At 70.6% G+C, this 13,965-nt stretch carries 14 protein-coding genes; 8 read left to right on the forward strand and 6 right to left on the reverse strand.

Annotation, left to right across the window (positions count from 1 at the left end):
* Nucleotides 1-162: 162 nt before the first annotated feature.
* Together ACIQJT_RS33925 and ACIQJT_RS33930 are read left to right on the forward strand one after the other, a co-directional pair.
* Nucleotides 163-819 carry a TetR/AcrR family transcriptional regulator gene (locus ACIQJT_RS33925; RefSeq protein WP_402649627.1) on the forward strand — a complete coding sequence of 219 codons (657 nt, stop codon included), beginning with the start codon at nucleotides 163-165 and terminating at the stop codon, nucleotides 817-819.
* A gap of 159 nt (nucleotides 820-978) precedes the next feature.
* Nucleotides 979-1,701 (forward strand): RNA polymerase subunit sigma, encoded by a 723-nt coding sequence (locus ACIQJT_RS33930; protein WP_402649628.1) that lies wholly within the window; start codon nucleotides 979-981, stop codon nucleotides 1,699-1,701.
* Here ACIQJT_RS33930 and ACIQJT_RS33935 read toward each other — a convergent pair.
* The 3 genes from ACIQJT_RS33935 to ACIQJT_RS33945 all read right to left on the reverse strand — a co-directional run bounded on the left by ACIQJT_RS33935 (nucleotide 1,655) and on the right by ACIQJT_RS33945 (nucleotide 5,487).
* Nucleotides 1,655-2,659: an RNA polymerase sigma-70 factor gene (locus ACIQJT_RS33935; RefSeq protein ID WP_402649629.1), complete on the reverse strand. Its 1,005-nt coding sequence runs from the start codon at nucleotides 2,657-2,659 to the stop codon at nucleotides 1,655-1,657. The two genes, ACIQJT_RS33930 and ACIQJT_RS33935, sit on opposite strands and share 47 nt — an antisense overlap.
* Before the next feature lie 232 nt (nucleotides 2,660-2,891).
* The gene (locus ACIQJT_RS33940) at nucleotides 2,892-3,638 is read right to left on the reverse strand and encodes an SDR family oxidoreductase (RefSeq protein ID WP_365459680.1); all 747 of its coding nucleotides are present in this window, start codon (nucleotides 3,636-3,638) and stop codon (nucleotides 2,892-2,894) included.
* Nucleotides 3,639-3,756: 118 nt separating this feature from the next.
* Nucleotides 3,757-5,487, reverse strand: a complete 1,731-nt coding sequence (locus ACIQJT_RS33945; protein ID WP_402649630.1) for an L-aspartate oxidase — start codon at nucleotides 5,485-5,487, stop codon at nucleotides 3,757-3,759.
* A gap of 190 nt (nucleotides 5,488-5,677) precedes the next feature.
* Between ACIQJT_RS33945 and fdxA the strand changes: the two genes are divergently transcribed.
* On the forward strand, nucleotides 5,678-6,061 hold the full coding sequence (gene fdxA, locus ACIQJT_RS33950; RefSeq protein WP_402649631.1) for a ferredoxin: 384 nt from the start codon (nucleotides 5,678-5,680) through the stop codon (nucleotides 6,059-6,061).
* A 54-nt stretch (nucleotides 6,062-6,115) separates the two neighbouring features.
* Here fdxA and ACIQJT_RS33955 read toward each other — a convergent pair whose 3' ends face one another.
* Nucleotides 6,116-7,012, reverse strand: a complete 897-nt coding sequence (locus ACIQJT_RS33955; RefSeq protein ID WP_402649632.1) for an RNA polymerase sigma-70 factor — start codon at nucleotides 7,010-7,012, stop codon at nucleotides 6,116-6,118.
* Between the two features lie 299 nt (nucleotides 7,013-7,311).
* Between ACIQJT_RS33955 and ACIQJT_RS33960 the strand changes: the two genes are divergently transcribed.
* Nucleotides 7,312-7,767 carry a cupin domain-containing protein gene (locus ACIQJT_RS33960; RefSeq protein ID WP_402649633.1) on the forward strand — a complete coding sequence of 152 codons (456 nt, stop codon included), beginning with the start codon at nucleotides 7,312-7,314 and terminating at the stop codon, nucleotides 7,765-7,767.
* A gap of 17 nt (nucleotides 7,768-7,784) precedes the next feature.
* Complete coding sequence (locus tag ACIQJT_RS33965; RefSeq protein WP_402649634.1) at nucleotides 7,785-8,405, forward strand: DUF5134 domain-containing protein; 621 nt, start codon at nucleotides 7,785-7,787, stop codon at nucleotides 8,403-8,405.
* Nucleotides 8,406-8,641: 236 nt separating this feature from the next.
* On the opposite strand, the gene ACIQJT_RS33970 is transcribed toward ACIQJT_RS33965, so the two are convergent.
* Both ACIQJT_RS33970 and ACIQJT_RS33975 read right to left on the reverse strand, forming a co-directional pair.
* Nucleotides 8,642-10,036 carry an aldehyde dehydrogenase family protein gene (locus tag ACIQJT_RS33970; RefSeq protein WP_402649635.1) on the reverse strand — a complete coding sequence of 465 codons (1,395 nt, stop codon included), beginning with the start codon at nucleotides 10,034-10,036 and terminating at the stop codon, nucleotides 8,642-8,644.
* Nucleotides 10,036-11,136, reverse strand: coding sequence for a phenazine antibiotic biosynthesis protein (locus ACIQJT_RS33975; protein ID WP_402649636.1), 1,101 nt, complete (start codon nucleotides 11,134-11,136; stop codon nucleotides 10,036-10,038). The genes ACIQJT_RS33970 and ACIQJT_RS33975 overlap by 1 nt, the downstream gene beginning before the upstream one ends.
* Before the next feature lie 230 nt (nucleotides 11,137-11,366).
* Here ACIQJT_RS33975 and ACIQJT_RS33980 point away from each other — a divergent pair, with 230 nt between their 5' ends.
* The 3 genes from ACIQJT_RS33980 to ACIQJT_RS33990 all read left to right on the forward strand — a co-directional run bounded on the left by ACIQJT_RS33980 (nucleotide 11,367) and on the right by ACIQJT_RS33990 (nucleotide 13,964).
* A complete protein-coding gene (locus ACIQJT_RS33980) occupies nucleotides 11,367-12,014 on the forward strand; it encodes a GNAT family N-acetyltransferase (RefSeq protein ID WP_402649637.1) in 648 nt (215 codons plus the stop codon).
* 93 nt (nucleotides 12,015-12,107) lie between these two features.
* Nucleotides 12,108-13,112 (forward strand): ketol-acid reductoisomerase, encoded by a 1,005-nt coding sequence (ilvC, locus tag ACIQJT_RS33985; protein WP_402649638.1) that lies wholly within the window; start codon nucleotides 12,108-12,110, stop codon nucleotides 13,110-13,112.
* A gap of 417 nt (nucleotides 13,113-13,529) precedes the next feature.
* A complete protein-coding gene (locus tag ACIQJT_RS33990) occupies nucleotides 13,530-13,964 on the forward strand; it encodes a VOC family protein (RefSeq protein WP_365460169.1) in 435 nt (144 codons plus the stop codon).
* Nucleotide 13,965: the final 1 nt, after the last annotated feature.

Genomic DNA, 13,965 nt, shown 5'->3' on the forward strand with positions numbered 1-13,965 from the left:
CGAAAGAGGTGAGGGGGTGAGGCGGGCAGGCCGTGTCGTGCGCGAGGACAGGACACGGCGGCCCGAGAAGGTGACCGAGAGGTCATGTTGTGCAGAGTAACACCGAAAATGACCTGCGAGTCACATTCAGTGTTAATGTTGTGACACGCAGAGGGAGGCTCCATGACCGGACAGGCTGCGGCGGTGCAGGCCAGGGCGGACAGCATGCGCAATCGGCGGCTGCTCCTGCGAGCGGCCACAGAAGCCTTCGCCGAATGCGGCGTCGACGTGTCGATGCACACGATCGCCCAGCGGGCCGGCGTCGCCAAGGGCACGGTGTTCCGACACTTCCCGACGAAGCAGGACCTTCTCGCGGCGATCATGATGCAGCTGCTCGACCGCCTGCTCGAGACGGCGGACCGGCTCCTGCGCGCGGACGACGCCGGCCGTGCGCTGAAGGACTTCATGGCACACGGAATCAGCCTGCTCGCCGCCGACCGCGCGTTCTGCGACGTCATCGGCCGGCCCGCACTGCAGCACGCGGACGTACGCGAGGCGATCGACCGGCTCTGTGACACGGTCGAGAACCTCACCGCCCGGGCCAGGGAGCAGGGAGTCGTCCGCGCCGACATCACCGGAACCGACGTCGTGCTGCTCCTCGGTGGCATCCATCAGACCGCCCAGCCGCTCCTGGACCGCGAACCACGGGCCTGGGAACGCTTCCTGGAGATCGCGTTCGACGGACTGCGGGCGGGTGACCGCGCGACCTTGCCGTATCCGCCCCCCGCCCGGCTGCGGTTGGCGGACCCGTCGGGTGTCGCTGCGTCGACGGGGAAGTGACACTAAGTGGCACAGCACCAATGTGTTGTGAAATCATGCCGCAGCTTCTGCCGCGATCAGGCCGGTCGACCGGTCGGGTACGGGCGGAGGCGGGTAACGTCTGAGTCATGCCGTCGCGGCGGCTGCGCTCCGGACTCTCGTCGGCGTGGGGGTCGCTCCATGGATCATGTCGTTGGCGCGGTACCGCTCGCCGAGTCGCTCGACGAACGGCGGCACCTGCTGGACGTCGCCTGCCGTGCGCTCGGCAGCCGCGTCGCGGCGGAACGCGTCGTCGACGAGGCCTACCGGCGGTGGTACCACCTCACCGACCCGGAGCGGCTCCGGATGCCGTCCCCCCGCGTCTGGCTCACCCAGGTCGTGGACGAGGCGTGTCTGACGGGACCGGCGCCGGTCCGGCCCGGCGTGGAGGAGCGGGAGATCCGGGCCTTGCGGGCGTTGTGCGACCAGGATGCGGAACCGGTCGAGCGGGCCCGTCGGAGCCTGGGTGCACGGCGTGCGCGGCCCGTGTCGGCGCGTCGCGAGCATGAGATCACCGTTGCCGTGCAACAGGCGTGCAGCGAGCACGACGGCCCCCGGCTGCGGTCGCTGCTGGCCCCCGATGCGACGGCCTTCTTCGACAGCGGAGGCAAGATCCGGGCGCTGACCCGGCCCGTCCGCGGTGACGAGCAGGTCGCCGGCAGCCTGTTGGTCCTGCTGGCCGGACAGCGGCGCGTGACCCTGCGCACCGGATCGGTCAACGGGCGCACCGGCCTCGTCGCCCGGTGCGACGACCGGGTTGCCGCGGTGCTGACCCTCGACATCGCGGACTCGCTGGTCGTACAGGTCTGGGCGGTGCTCAACCCCGACAAGCTGCGTAGCTGGAATCGTTCCCTTCCCGGGTGAGCTCATGTGGCACGGCGTCCCCGGAACGCGCGGGCAGGGGTGCGCGGTGGGCGCGGTGGCCGAGGAAGGAGGCGATCTTGTCGGGGGCGAACACCCACAGAACCCGGTGGATCCCCCGCCGTGTGGCGGCGACGGTCATGAAGGTGGCGGGCCGGCCGTCCCGGTACAGCAGAACCCCGGCGCGGCCGTTGGCCTGCACGGGAGCGATCTCCACCGTCGGCCAGAAGCGTGACGAGGCGGTCGACAGGTTCGCCACCCGGGCACGGCCGACCACGGGTACGCGGGCCGCGCCACGCAGCCCGTTGCCGTCGGACAGACTGACCGCGTCGGGCGTGAGCAGCGCTTCCAGCGAGGCCACGTCCCCTTCCTGGGCGGCCGCGACGAAAGCGTCGAGCAGTCTGCGGTGCTCCTGGACGTCGACACTGTCCCGCTCGTCGTCCGTGAGGTGCTTGCGCGCCCTGCTCACGATCTTCCTGGCGTTGACCGGGGTCAGACGCAGTATCTCCGCGATCTCCGAGTAGCCGTACTCGAAGGCCTCTCTCAGCACATAGGCGGCCCGTTCGGTGGGTGTGAGCTTCTGCAGGACGAGGAGCAGGGCGAGTTCGAGGGCCTCGGCGCGTTCGGCGCCGGCCACCGGGTCGATGCTGGTGTCGATGGGTTCGGGCAGCCAGGGCCCGATGTAGGTCTCGCGTCGGACGCGGGCGGACTGCGCCACGTTGATGGCCAGCCTCGTCGTCGTGCTCGACAGGAATGCCGCGGGGCTGACCACCACTGAACGGTCGGTCCGCTGCCACCGCAGCCACGCCTCCTGCACGACGTCCTCGGCTTCCGTCGCGCTGCCCAGGACGCGGTAGGCGATACCGAAGAGCCGGGGCCGCAGTGCCACGAAGGTGGTGACGGCCTCGGCGAGGTTCGTGTCCGCGGGGGGTGCCTGTGTGGGGGATGCCTCTGGATACATGTCCCTCTGACTCCATTCCTCCGGGGCCCGGGTTGTCGGAATGCGGCCACGAGGCGCTCACAGACCCGGCGATCGTCTCCCCCTCAACGACCGAGCGACCATGGACGCTGTGACAGTCATTTTTTGAAGCACATTGCGGCGGCGTGGATGCGAAATTGGTCGTACGGCGCCGTGCAAAAAATAGGGCCTGTCGTTCCACGGGGAGTGGAACGACAGGCCCATGAAGACGCGCCTACCGCTGCTGGGCGAGCCAGTCGACGAAACGGGTCTCGCCGATGTGGGCGTCCGGGCCGGGAAGCAGCGTGGTCTCCTGCAACTCGGCGCCGAAGTACGGGGCGTGCACGTCGGTGACGACCGTGCGCGGGTCGTTCTTGGCGGCCAGGCCCTTGCGGATCAGCTCGTCCAGCTGGAAGGTGTCGGGACCGGCCACCTCGACCACACCGTTGACCGGCGCGCCCACGGCGGTGCGGCCCACGGTGGCGGCGACGTCGTCCGAATGGACGGGCTGGATCTTCACCGGAGCCAGCTTGACGGTGTCACCCTCGGTCGCCGACTCGGCGATGCCCTTCATGAACTCGAAGAACTGCGTGGCATGCACGATCGACCACGGGATCCCGGAGGCCTTGATCAGTTCCTCCTGGGCCTGCTTGGCACGGAAGTAGCCGCTCTCCTGGAGCCGCTCCGTACCCACCACCGACAGGGCGACGTGGTGGGTGACACCGGCGTTCGCCTCGGCCTTGAGGAGGTTGGTGGTGGACGTACGGAAGAACTCCATGACGGCCTCGTCCGCGAAGGAGGGCGAGTTGGAGACGTCGATCACGACGGCCGCGCCCTCCAGCACCTCGGCCAGGCCCTCGCCGGTCAGCGTGTTGACGCCGGTGTTCGGGGCGGCCGCCACCGCCTCGTGGCCGTGCTCGTTGAGCTTGCTGACGACCTTCGAGCCGATCAGTCCGGTGCCGCCGATCACTACGACCTTCATGGGGACGTTCCTTTCACTCATTCTCATCTGCTGTCTGCACGAGGTATGACCGGGAATTGATCGGCGCTGTGACACCTTTCCCGAACTCCGGAAATCTCCGCCGGGGCAGGGGGGATTGCTATTCGACGAGTTTCCCGTCCGCCGAGACGTCCTCCATCAGGGCGGCGATCTCCTCGGGAATGGGGCTGATGGGTTCGCGGGTGATGCCGTCGGTCGGGGACCAGACGAGGTTCACTCGAAGCGCGGGGTCCATGTCGGGGTAGTCGCTGCGGTTGTGGCATCCGCGTGTCTCGCGCCGCTCCAGTGCCGCTTCCAGGGTGGCCCGAGCCGCCAGCGCCGACGACTTCAGGTCGAAGGCGTGGGCGAGGTCCTGGAAGCCCGCGATGTCCGGATGGACGCCGACGTTCTCCATCCGCTTCTCGATGGCGTCCAGTTCCGCCAGTCCGGTGCGCAGGCCCTCCTCGTCACGGACCACGCCCGCGTGCTCGGTCATGGTGTTGCGGATCGCGCGCTGCAGGGCGCGCACGTTCTCGGGTCCGTCCGCGGCGAGCAGGTCGTCGACCTCCGCCCGGGCCGCGGCCACCGCGGCGGCCGAACGGGGCTGGGCGGTCAACGACTCCGAGTAGGCGGCCGCCGCCTGTCCGGTGATGCGGCCGTACACCAGCAGCTCGATGAGGCTGTTGCCGCCGAGCCGGTTGGCGCCGTGCAGTCCGCTGGAGGCCTCACCGATGGCGTACAGGCCCCGTACGTCCGTGCTGTGGTCCTCGGGGCGCACCCACACACCGCCCATGGAGTAGTGGGCGGTGGGCGCGACCTCGATGGGATCGCGGGTGATGTCCAGCATCTGCAGGTCCAGCAGTGTCTGGTAGACGCGGGGGAGGCGGTTCATGATGGTCTGCCGGGGCAGGTGGGAGACATCGAGCCACACCCCGCCGTTGGGGGTGCCGCGCCCTTCCTTGATCTCGGTGTAGGAGGCGAGGGCGACCCGGTCGCGGGTGGACAGCTCCATGCGTACGGGGTCGTAGCGGTTCATGTACCGCTCGCCGAGCGCGTTGCGCAGGATGCCGCCCTCGCCGCGGGCCGCCTCGCTCACCAGGGTCCCGGCGGCGTTCTCCGGCTCGATGATGCCGGAGGGGTGGAACTGGACGAGCTCCGGGTCGCGCAGCCGGGCTCCGGCCTCCGCGGCCAGCCGGAAGGAGTCGCCGGTGTTCTCGTCGCGCCGTGAGGAGGTGCGCCGCCAGATCCGGGTGTGGCCGCCGGCCGCGAGGATGACGGCGTCCGCGTGCACGAGATAGCGCCTGCCGTCGCCGAGGCCGAAGCCGTAGGCGCCGAAGACGGCACCGTCGTGGACCAGGAGGCGGGTGATGTAGACGTTGTCGAGCACCGGTATGTCCAGCTGGTTCGCGCGCCGGATGAGCGTGCGCTGGATCTCCAGGCCCGTGTAGTCGCCCGCGAAGGCGGTGCGGCGGAACTTGTGCGCGCCGAAGAATCGCTGCGAGATCCGACCGTCCTCCTCCCGGGCGAAGGCCATGCCGTAGCGCTCCAGGTCGTCGATGCCGAGGGCGGCTCCCCTGGTGACGATCTCGGCGGTGCGGGGGTCGCCGAGGAGGTAGCTCTCCTTGAGGGTGTCGGCGGCGTGCTGCTGCCAGGTGTCCTCGGGGTCCATCGTGGCCAGGGCCGCATTGATCCCGCCGGCGGCGAGAGAGGTGTGGGTGTCCTCCTTGGGGCGCTTGCCGACGGCGAGGACATCGACGCCGGCCTCCGCCAGCTCGATGGCCGCGCGCAGGCCCGCTCCGCCGGTGCCGATCACCAGCACTGTGGTGGAAAGACGTTGTTCGGTGGCAACCACGATTGCTCCCATCGCTCGGGGTGGTCACCTGCTACGACCAGGTGGGGCGAGGGTTTGTGACACCGCCGCCGTGTCCCGGGCCCGCCCGTGGGTGTCACACCCCGGCGGCCGGGCCGGTCATACCGCACGCCGGCCGGGCGCACGAAGCCCGTGCCCACAACCGCCGGTCGGCGAAGGGAAGGTGGGGACGATGACCTACGTCATCGCGGAGCCGTGCGTCGACGTCAAGGACCGTGCGTGTGTGATCGAGTGCCCGGTCGACTGCATCTACGAGGGCGAGCGGACGCTGTACATCAATCCCCGGGAGTGCGTCGACTGCCACGCCTGCGAGCCGGTGTGCCCGGTCGAGGCCGTCTTCCACGAGGACGACCTGCCGGCACAGTGGGCGCAGTACCGGGCCGTGAACGCCGAGTACTTCCGCGACGCGCCGGGGGAGGGCACCGGACGGACCACCCGGGCCGACCACCCCGTGGTCGCCGCCCTGCCACCGCAGCACGCGGTCAGGAACGACCTGTCCGGATTCGCCGCCCGCAGGGAGGACGCCGCCGACGCCGACCTGTGGTTCCCGTGGTGAACCGCCCGGCCCGGTGCGGCGGGCCGAACTCGGGGCGGGCGGCCAACCGGCGGGTCAGGCACTCAGGGACAGCACGTAGGGGTTCAGCTTGACCGGGTTCATCACCCACATGATGCGCTCGATGCCGGCCTCGGACACGTCCACGGACAACAGGGCCACCGGTGCGTTGTCCCGCGCGATGAGCACGGCGGGCCGGCCGTTGGCCTCGACGAACCGGGTCTCGGCATCCGGCCAGAACCGCGGGGCGAAGGCAGCCAGGTAACGCGAGACGTGATCACGGCCGACCACAGGGATCCTGGACGCGCCGCGGATGCCGCCGCCGTCCGAATAGCTGATGACGTCCGAGGTCAGCAGGTCCTCGAGGGCGGAGAGATCTCCCGTGCGCGCGGCGGAGAGGAAGCCTTCGAGCAGACGCCGGTGGGCCGCGGGGCTGACGCGCTCCTTGCGCTCGGCGCCCAGGTGCTTGCGCGCCCGGCTGACCAGCTGCCGAGCGTTCGCGTCGCTGGTCTCCAGGATTTCGGCGACCCGCTGGTAGGGGTAGTCGAACGCCTCCCGCAGCACGTAGGCGGCGCGTTCGATCGGGTTGAGCTTCTCCATCAGCAACAACACCGCCAACTCGACCGCCTCGGCGCGTTCCGCCCCCAGGTGCGGGTCCTGGGTGGTGTCGACCGGTTCCGGGAGCCAGGGCCCGACGTAGGACTCCCGGCGAACTCGCGCGGACTGGGCCAGGTTGATCGCGAGCCGGGTGGTGACCGTGGTCAGGAAGGCGGTTGGTTCATGGATCTGGGAGCGGTCGGTGTTCTGCCATCGGACCCAGGCGTCCTGGAGGATGTCCTCGGCCTCGACGGCACTGCCGAGGATGCGGTACGCGATGCCGAACAACCGGGGCCTGGCCGAGAGGAAGTCGTCGAGACCGCGGTCGAACGTGTCGGGGTGGGCGCCAGTGCGCATGGGTCGTCCCTTCTGGCTTTGCGCCCTACATGCTACGCGCGAGGGGGGAGAGTACGCGCTGCGGGCCGCATCCGCTCACGCTATCTCTTTCACGATCTTCGGTCACACGGTGGCAGTCGTCGCGCCCGGTCCGCCGGCTCTGCCCCCGCACCGCTGCCTGTCTCATGTCCGGAAGACCGCGGTCGACAGGTGCAAGGGACTGTGCGAGGAGGCCGGTTGTCACACACGCGCCCAGTTCCCGGTCACCAGTGACGAGCGATGTTCACGCCTACGGAAGGTGCAACACAGTGTCGGACAACATGACAGCACACGACCACTCCGCCCACGGCCACCACGGGCACGGTGACCAGGAGGGACAAGGCGGCTGGATGACGGCGGCCAAGGTGCTCCAGGACGCAGCACCGATCACCGTCCCGGAAGGGGCGTCGGCGATGACCATCCTCGTCGAGTGGGAGCCCGGCGACCCGGGCACGCCCCCGCACCGGCACTCCGGCCCCGCCTTCGGTTACGTCGTCGAGGGCGCGGTCCGTTTCGAGCTCGAGGGCGAGCCCGAGCGTGTGGTGGAGGCGGGCGGCACCTTCTGGGAGCCCGGCGGCGACGCCATCCACTACCAGGACGGCAACGCGCTTTCCGACGCGCGGACCCGGTTCGTGGTGACCATGATGTGTGCTCCGGGCAAGCCGATGCTGGAACTGGTCGACGAGAAGGAACTGGCGGAGCGCGCCCACCTGCGGGCACCGCGCCCCACCGCCTGACCGGGCGAGGGCCCGACATGGGCACGCCCGTCGTCCTGGTGCACTGCCTTCTGACGCTGCTGTTTGTGGCGGTGCTCCTGCAAGGGTCTGCGCGGGGCGTCGGGTCACCCGGGACCGGGCTCGGTGTCCGGGTGGACCGGCTGCTGGCCGCCGCCATGGCCGCGTCCATGGCGGCGATGCCCTGGATCGACGTCCGCCCGGGGCCTGCTGCCGTCGCCGGCGGTGTCTTCACCGCCGGCGCGGTGTGGTTCCTCCTGCCTGTCGGCCGTCGGGAGGCCCGGAGGAGGGCGGCGATGACCCACCGGTTGCCGCACGCCGCCGGTATGGCCGCGATGGCTTGGATGCTGCGCGTGCCGCACAGCGGGACCGGCCCGGCGCACGTACACCCCGAGTCGGCCACGCACTTCACCGGGCCCGACGCCCCGGGCGCCGGTGTCCCCCTCGGCAGCTCCGTGATCACGCTGTCGCTGGCGTCCTGTCTGCTGGTGTATGCGCTGTGGTCGCTGACCCGCCCCATGCCCTCGCTGCGCTCGGCCGTGAGCGCGGCGCGCCGTGCCGCGGCGGCGACGCCGTCACGGCACGTGGGTGAAGGGGCGATGGCGCTAGGGACGGCCGTGATGCTGGTCCTGCCGCACTGAGCGCGAGGAGAAAGCGGGCCGCCGCGCCCGGCACGGCGAAGGCGCGGTGGGGCGGGGGGCCCCCCCGGCGGGCCCCCCGGCCCCCCCCCCCCCCCGGGGGGGGGGGGGGGGGGCCGGGGCCCCCCCCCCCCCCCCCCCGGGCCCCCCCCCCCGGCCGGTCGGGGAGCGACGGTCTTCGCCCACCAGGGGGCCGGGCGCCACTCACGGCGGGCCAGCGCCGAGGAGGCGGGCGTCGTTCAGGAAGGGCCCTCGTACACCGCTTTGCTCCGCATCAGGAAGTCGGAGAGATAGCTGTCATGGGGGACGCCCGGCGCCATCCAGTGCGTGGGCTGATCACCGAAGTACACGTTGGCGATGCTGGGTTCCGCGACCAGGGCCTCCCACAGGTCCCGGTCCCGGGTCAGCGCCGACAGCACCAGCGTGTCGCGCAGAGGCGCCAAGCCGTCGGCGCGGGTCCAGGGGGCGATCCACACGCAGGGGAAGGGCAGTTCGGTGCGCAGTTGAGGGGCGCGGGCGCTCGCGGTCTGGTGCACGGCGGGGCGCAGCACCGCGCTGCCGTCTCCGAGGTCGTCGGCGATCCCGTCGCCGCCGAGCCAGGCGTGCGTCCCGGCCGCCGCCGTTCTCAGATACGCGCTGATGGCTCGCGCCCGCTCCTTCGGACACACCGGCAGACGGGCCCTCTCGTCTTGCGGAGGAAGACTGGGCAGGACGGCCAGACGTGCCGCGAGGGCTTCGGCGAGGGGTGCCGGGTCGCCCTCGACGAAGATGGCGGTGGCGTTGACGCACGCGGTGCCGCTCTCGCCGGCGACGGACGCGACGAGGGTGTCCAGATGGTCACGCCAGTCGGTGTCCGCGGTGATGAGGATCTTCGACCGTCCCGGCCCCTGCGGCAGGATCCGCGCGTCGTGCGCGTACTTGGTCACCACGTCGTCGCCGCCGTAGACGACGGCCCGGTCCGCGCCGTGGACGAGCGTGTCGGCGGTCGCGTGGTCGGTGGGCAGCAGCATGAGCTGGTCGTCCCGGACTCCCGCCTGGCGCAGCGCCGCGACGAGCCGGTAGGGGGTGAAGGGCTCGCGCCGGGACGGGCGTACGGCGACGCGGTAGCCCAGCGCCAGGGCCTCCAGCCAGACACGGTGTACGCCGGGATGGTTGCCTGACGCGTTGACGGCGAACACGTCGCCCTGACGCGCCCACACCGTGTGCGTCTCATGCAGGACGGGGTCGCTGAGGTCGCGGGCGGCGCCGCGCGGCCTGCCACGGTCGGCGGAGGAGGCGGCATGCCGAACGAAGTGCGCCGTGCCCCGGGTCGCGGCGCGCACCACGGCGAGGGGCGTGCCCGAGGTCCGGCTGACGAGACGTTCGTACTCCCGGAGGTTCAAGCCCCCCAGAGTGCCGGTGGCGAAGGCCTCCCCGGCGGTGGCGAACACGTGGTCCATGTCGGCCGCGGCGATCGGCGGCGCTTGGCGCAGGGCGCCGATCGCGCGAGCCACGTACAGCGGGGGAACCAGACTCAGCCGCGCGATCGGTGTGCCGCACACGTCGGTCACCGTGCTCGGTTCACGCGTGCGGTAGGTGCCCCGCGGGCCCAGGGCATCGAGGTACAGCGGCTCGGTGGTCGCTACAGGGGCCATCAGTAGACACCCTCGATGACGGTCTCACCCGCGACCGCGGGAACCGGCGCGACGTCGGCGACGGCGTCCCCGGCGTGGCCCTCGGCCGGGCGGACCCGCAACGCGGTGTCCCGTTCCCTGTTGTTGGGGATCAGCATGGACTTGCTGACGTGGCTCACCACCACCTGGCCCCGCTCGCCCTCCGCGACCTGTTGCCCGGTGTCCGGATCCACGACACTCAGGAAGACGTACGGCGAGACGGGGTCGAACACACACGGCTCGGATGCCGTGAGGCCGACCCGCTCCAGGAGCGCGGTGAGCATCATGGTGTTGCCGTACATGCCGATCAACGGCACGTCGGGGAACACCTCGGTCCGCAACAGGTCCCGGGTGTCTGGATCCATGTGGGTGCCACCCCAGATGATCGCCTGCGCCTTGTCGTTGATGACCTCCACGAGGTCGCTGTCCCGGGCGAAGCGCTCCAGCATCGGCGTGGTGGCGGCTATGACACCGATGTCCTGACCGAGCAGGACGCGCCGGCACTGGTCCACAAGATGGTCGGTGTAGGCGTCGACCTCGTCGCGACGACCCGCGGCGACGAGCTTCTTGACCCAGCGGGGATCCATGTCGACCCCCAGCGCGGGGCTGCCGAGGCTTGCCGTGGCCCGTTGCAGGACATCGCCCACGAGGTGCGGGCCGGTCGGTGCCACGGTCAGCCACAGTGCTCCGACGGGCAGTCCGTGGTCCTGGAGCCGGCGGGTCACCTGCTCGCTGCCGTGCCGCGCCCAGTCGTCCATCTGCACGACCCGCTTGGGCGCCCCGGTCGTGCCGCCGCTCTCGAACACGTGCAGCGGTCGGACCCCCGGACCGTAGCCGCGGGGGACGAGATCGGTCACCCGCACATCGCGCAGCTCGTCCGTCAGATCGGGAAAGAGCGCCAGGTCCGCCACGCCCTTGACGTCGTGGCGAGGGTCGAAACCGAGCCGCTCGACCCGTTCCAGCCAGAACCGGGACCCCGTCCCGGGAGTGAAGTGCCACTGCATGGCCGCCCTGACGTGGTCGTCGGGGTCCACCCCGTCGAAGGGGCCGGCGTCCAGAACGGTCATTGCGCCGATCGGCATGGAACAGCCTTTCTCGAAGTCGCTGGGGGCGGACGCGGGGAAGCCGCGTGTCCCGGGCGGTCCCGCGGGCCCGCCCCGCTCTCGCAGGGAAGACCGAGGGGTGCAGGCGTCTGTGACAGTCCCGCGGAAACGCGGGTGCGCCCCTTCCACCGGCACACCGTCACAACCGGAGGCGTCCCCCGGTCTGGTGACTGGGCCAGCCGACCGGCGGTGTGCCGAGGGAGAGGGACATGCGACAGGGACTGCGGATCGTGCGCATCGACCAGGACGACGAGCCCCGTGTGGCCGCTCTGCACCGCCGGTGCTCCGCCGCCGCCCGGTGGCACCGCTACCACCGGGCCATGGGCGACCCCGACACCTACCTGGGGCCGCTGCTGTCCCGGCCTCACGCGGTGCACCTGGCGGTGCAGGACCCGCGAGAGCGGCTCGTCGCGACAGGGCATCTGCTGCCGGACGACGGTGACGCCGAGGCAGCGCTGCTGGTGGAGGACGCCTGGCAGAACAGAGGGCTGGGCACCCGGCTCCTGGGAGAACTCGGCCGGTGCGCCGTCGGGTTGGGCGTACGTGAGGTCTACGGCGTGATCCACTCCGACGACGCCCGCATGGCGGCCGTGCTGCACCGCGCCGGCGTTCCGCTGCGCACGGTCCTGGACACGGGCGGTGTGACGACGGTCCGGGCCCGGACGCAGGACATCGCCCTCGCCCTCGCCTCCTCGTCGACGCGGCGTGGGTGGTGGCGACGCAGAGCTGGAAAACACCGTGTGTCGGAGTCGGCGGTACGCTCCGGGGCCCCTGAAGGGGGAGTTCAGGGGGTGCTCCGACGCCCCCTGGAAGGGGCGTCGCCTACTTGCCGTACCCCCACAGTGCAAGACGTGTGACAACATTGAATGAGATAGTGTTTCGACTGTCGCTCGACGGCGGGTGTTTTCCCTCGCGGTTCGATGCGGGCGGTTACGAGCGAGGGGATTGCCATGGCCGAGCTGTTCTATGACACCGATGCCGACCTGTCCATCATCCAGGGCCGCAAGGTCGCGGTCATCGGTTACGGCAGCCAGGGCCACGCCCACGCGCTGTCGCTGCGCGACTCGGGCGTGGATGTGCGCGTGGGGCTGCACGAGGGCTCCAAGTCCAAGTCCAAGGCCGAGGAGCAGGGCCTGCGTGTGGTGACGGTGGCGGAGGCCGCCGCCGAGGCCGACCTGATCATGATGCTTGTTCCGGACCCGCTCCAGGGCGAGATCTACGAACAGCACATCGCCCCGAACCTGAAGGGCGGCGACGCGCTGTTCTTCGGCCACGGCTTCAACATCCGCTTCGGCTTCATCAAGCCCCCGGCGGGCGTCGACGTGTGCATGGTCGCCCCGAAGGGCCCGGGCCACCTGGTGCGCCGCCAGTACGAGGAGGGCCGCGGCGTTCCGTGTCTGGTGGCGGTGGAACGGGACGCCACAGGAAGCGCCTTCCCGCTGGCTCTGTCGTACGCCAAGGGGATCGGCGGCACCCGTGCGGGCGTCATCAGGACGACCTTCACCGAGGAGACCGAGACCGACCTGTTCGGTGAGCAGGCCGTGCTCGCCGGCGGTGTTTCAGCCCTGGTGAAGGCGGGTTTCGAGACGCTGACCGAGGCGGGCTACCAGCCGGAGATCGCGTACTTCGAGTGCCTGCACGAGCTGAAGCTGATCGTCGACCTCATGTACGAGGGCGGCCTGGAGAAGATGCGCTGGTCGATCTCCGAGACCGCCGAGTGGGGCGACTACGTCACCGGCCCGCGGATCATCACCGACGCCACCAAGGCCGAGATGAAGAAGGTCCTCGCCGAGATCCAGGACGGCACCTTCGCGCGTGAGTGGATGGCCGAGTACCACGGCGGTCTGAAGAAGTACGACGAGTACAAGCAGCAGGACTCCGAGCACCTGCTGGAGACCACCGGCAAGCAGCTCCGCAAGCTGATGAGCTGGGTCAACGACGAGGAGCGCTCGTGATCGCGCGGGCCGGCACGGAAGGGAACCGGTGACGGTCTCATGACGACACTTCATGTCACCCTGCTCGGCGGCCTCCGCGAGATAGCCGCCGTACCACTGCCCGCCGCGGAAGCCGCGCACGGCACGCGGTCGCTGCGCCGCCTCGCCCTGGAACTCCGCGTGCCGCACGAACGGTCCGCGGCACTGGATGCCGAACTGCGAGCCGCCGCCGCGCCGGACGGGACGTACCTGCAAGGCACGGACGCGATGTGGCGCGTGGTGGAAGGCTGGACCGTCGTGGCCCACAGTCCGCGGACCGGGATCCACCGGTACGAGGTGGAGATCGAGGAGGTGGAGGACGCCGCGCGGGCCGACAGCCCAGCCGAGGATGCGTCGGCCGGGACGGGCAAGCTCACCGCCGGTGAGAGTGCCGAGGCCATGCAGCTGAAGCTGGCCGTCCTGGTACTGCCCGTTTCGGACGTCGACCGCGCGAAGGCCTTCTACGAGGCCGTCGGGTTCCGACTGGACGCCGACCATGCCATCGACGCCTCCTATCGCGTGGTGCACATGACGCCCCCGGGATCGGCCTGCTCGATCCTGTTCGGGACCGGGGTCACCACGGCTGCCCCGGGGTCGGTGCGGGGCCTGCACCTCGTCGTCTCCGACATCGAGCAGGCCTGCCGGGAACTGCACGCGAGGGGCGTGGTGACCGGCGGAATCTTCCACGACACGAGCGGTGTGTTCCACCGCAGCACCGACGAGAAGCGGGTCGAGGGGCCCGACCCGCAGCGTCGTGACTATCACTCGTACGCCGAGTTCAGCGACCCGGACGGCAACGAGTGGGTGCTTCAGGAGGTGCCGGCTCGGCCCTGAG

The sequence above is a fragment of the Streptomyces sp. NPDC091972 genome, assembly GCF_044756385.1.
Taxonomy (GTDB): domain Bacteria; phylum Actinomycetota; class Actinomycetes; order Streptomycetales; family Streptomycetaceae; genus Streptomyces.

Coding starts and splice junctions, on each gene's coding strand:
- fdxA (WP_402649631.1), top strand. CDS start 5,678: ATGACCTACGTCATCGCGGAGCCGTGCGTCGACGTCAAGGACCGTGCG.
- ACIQJT_RS33935 (WP_402649629.1), bottom strand. CDS start 2,659: ATGTATCCAGAGGCATCCCCCACACAGGCACCCCCCGCGGACACGAAC.
- ACIQJT_RS33955 (WP_402649632.1), bottom strand. CDS start 7,012: ATGCGCACTGGCGCCCACCCCGACACGTTCGACCGCGGTCTCGACGAC.
- ACIQJT_RS33930 (WP_402649628.1), top strand. CDS start 979: ATGGATCATGTCGTTGGCGCGGTACCGCTCGCCGAGTCGCTCGACGAA.
- ilvC (WP_402649638.1), top strand. CDS start 12,108: ATGGCCGAGCTGTTCTATGACACCGATGCCGACCTGTCCATCATCCAG.
- ACIQJT_RS33925 (WP_402649627.1), top strand. CDS start 163: ATGACCGGACAGGCTGCGGCGGTGCAGGCCAGGGCGGACAGCATGCGC.
- ACIQJT_RS33980 (WP_402649637.1), top strand. CDS start 11,367: ATGCGACAGGGACTGCGGATCGTGCGCATCGACCAGGACGACGAGCCC.
- ACIQJT_RS33990 (WP_365460169.1), top strand. CDS start 13,530: ATGCAGCTGAAGCTGGCCGTCCTGGTACTGCCCGTTTCGGACGTCGAC.
- ACIQJT_RS33940 (WP_365459680.1), bottom strand. CDS start 3,638: ATGAAGGTCGTAGTGATCGGCGGCACCGGACTGATCGGCTCGAAGGTC.
- ACIQJT_RS33970 (WP_402649635.1), bottom strand. CDS start 10,036: ATGGCCCCTGTAGCGACCACCGAGCCGCTGTACCTCGATGCCCTGGGC.
- ACIQJT_RS33975 (WP_402649636.1), bottom strand. CDS start 11,136: ATGCCGATCGGCGCAATGACCGTTCTGGACGCCGGCCCCTTCGACGGG.
- ACIQJT_RS33965 (WP_402649634.1), top strand. CDS start 7,785: ATGGGCACGCCCGTCGTCCTGGTGCACTGCCTTCTGACGCTGCTGTTT.
- ACIQJT_RS33960 (WP_402649633.1), top strand. CDS start 7,312: ATGACAGCACACGACCACTCCGCCCACGGCCACCACGGGCACGGTGAC.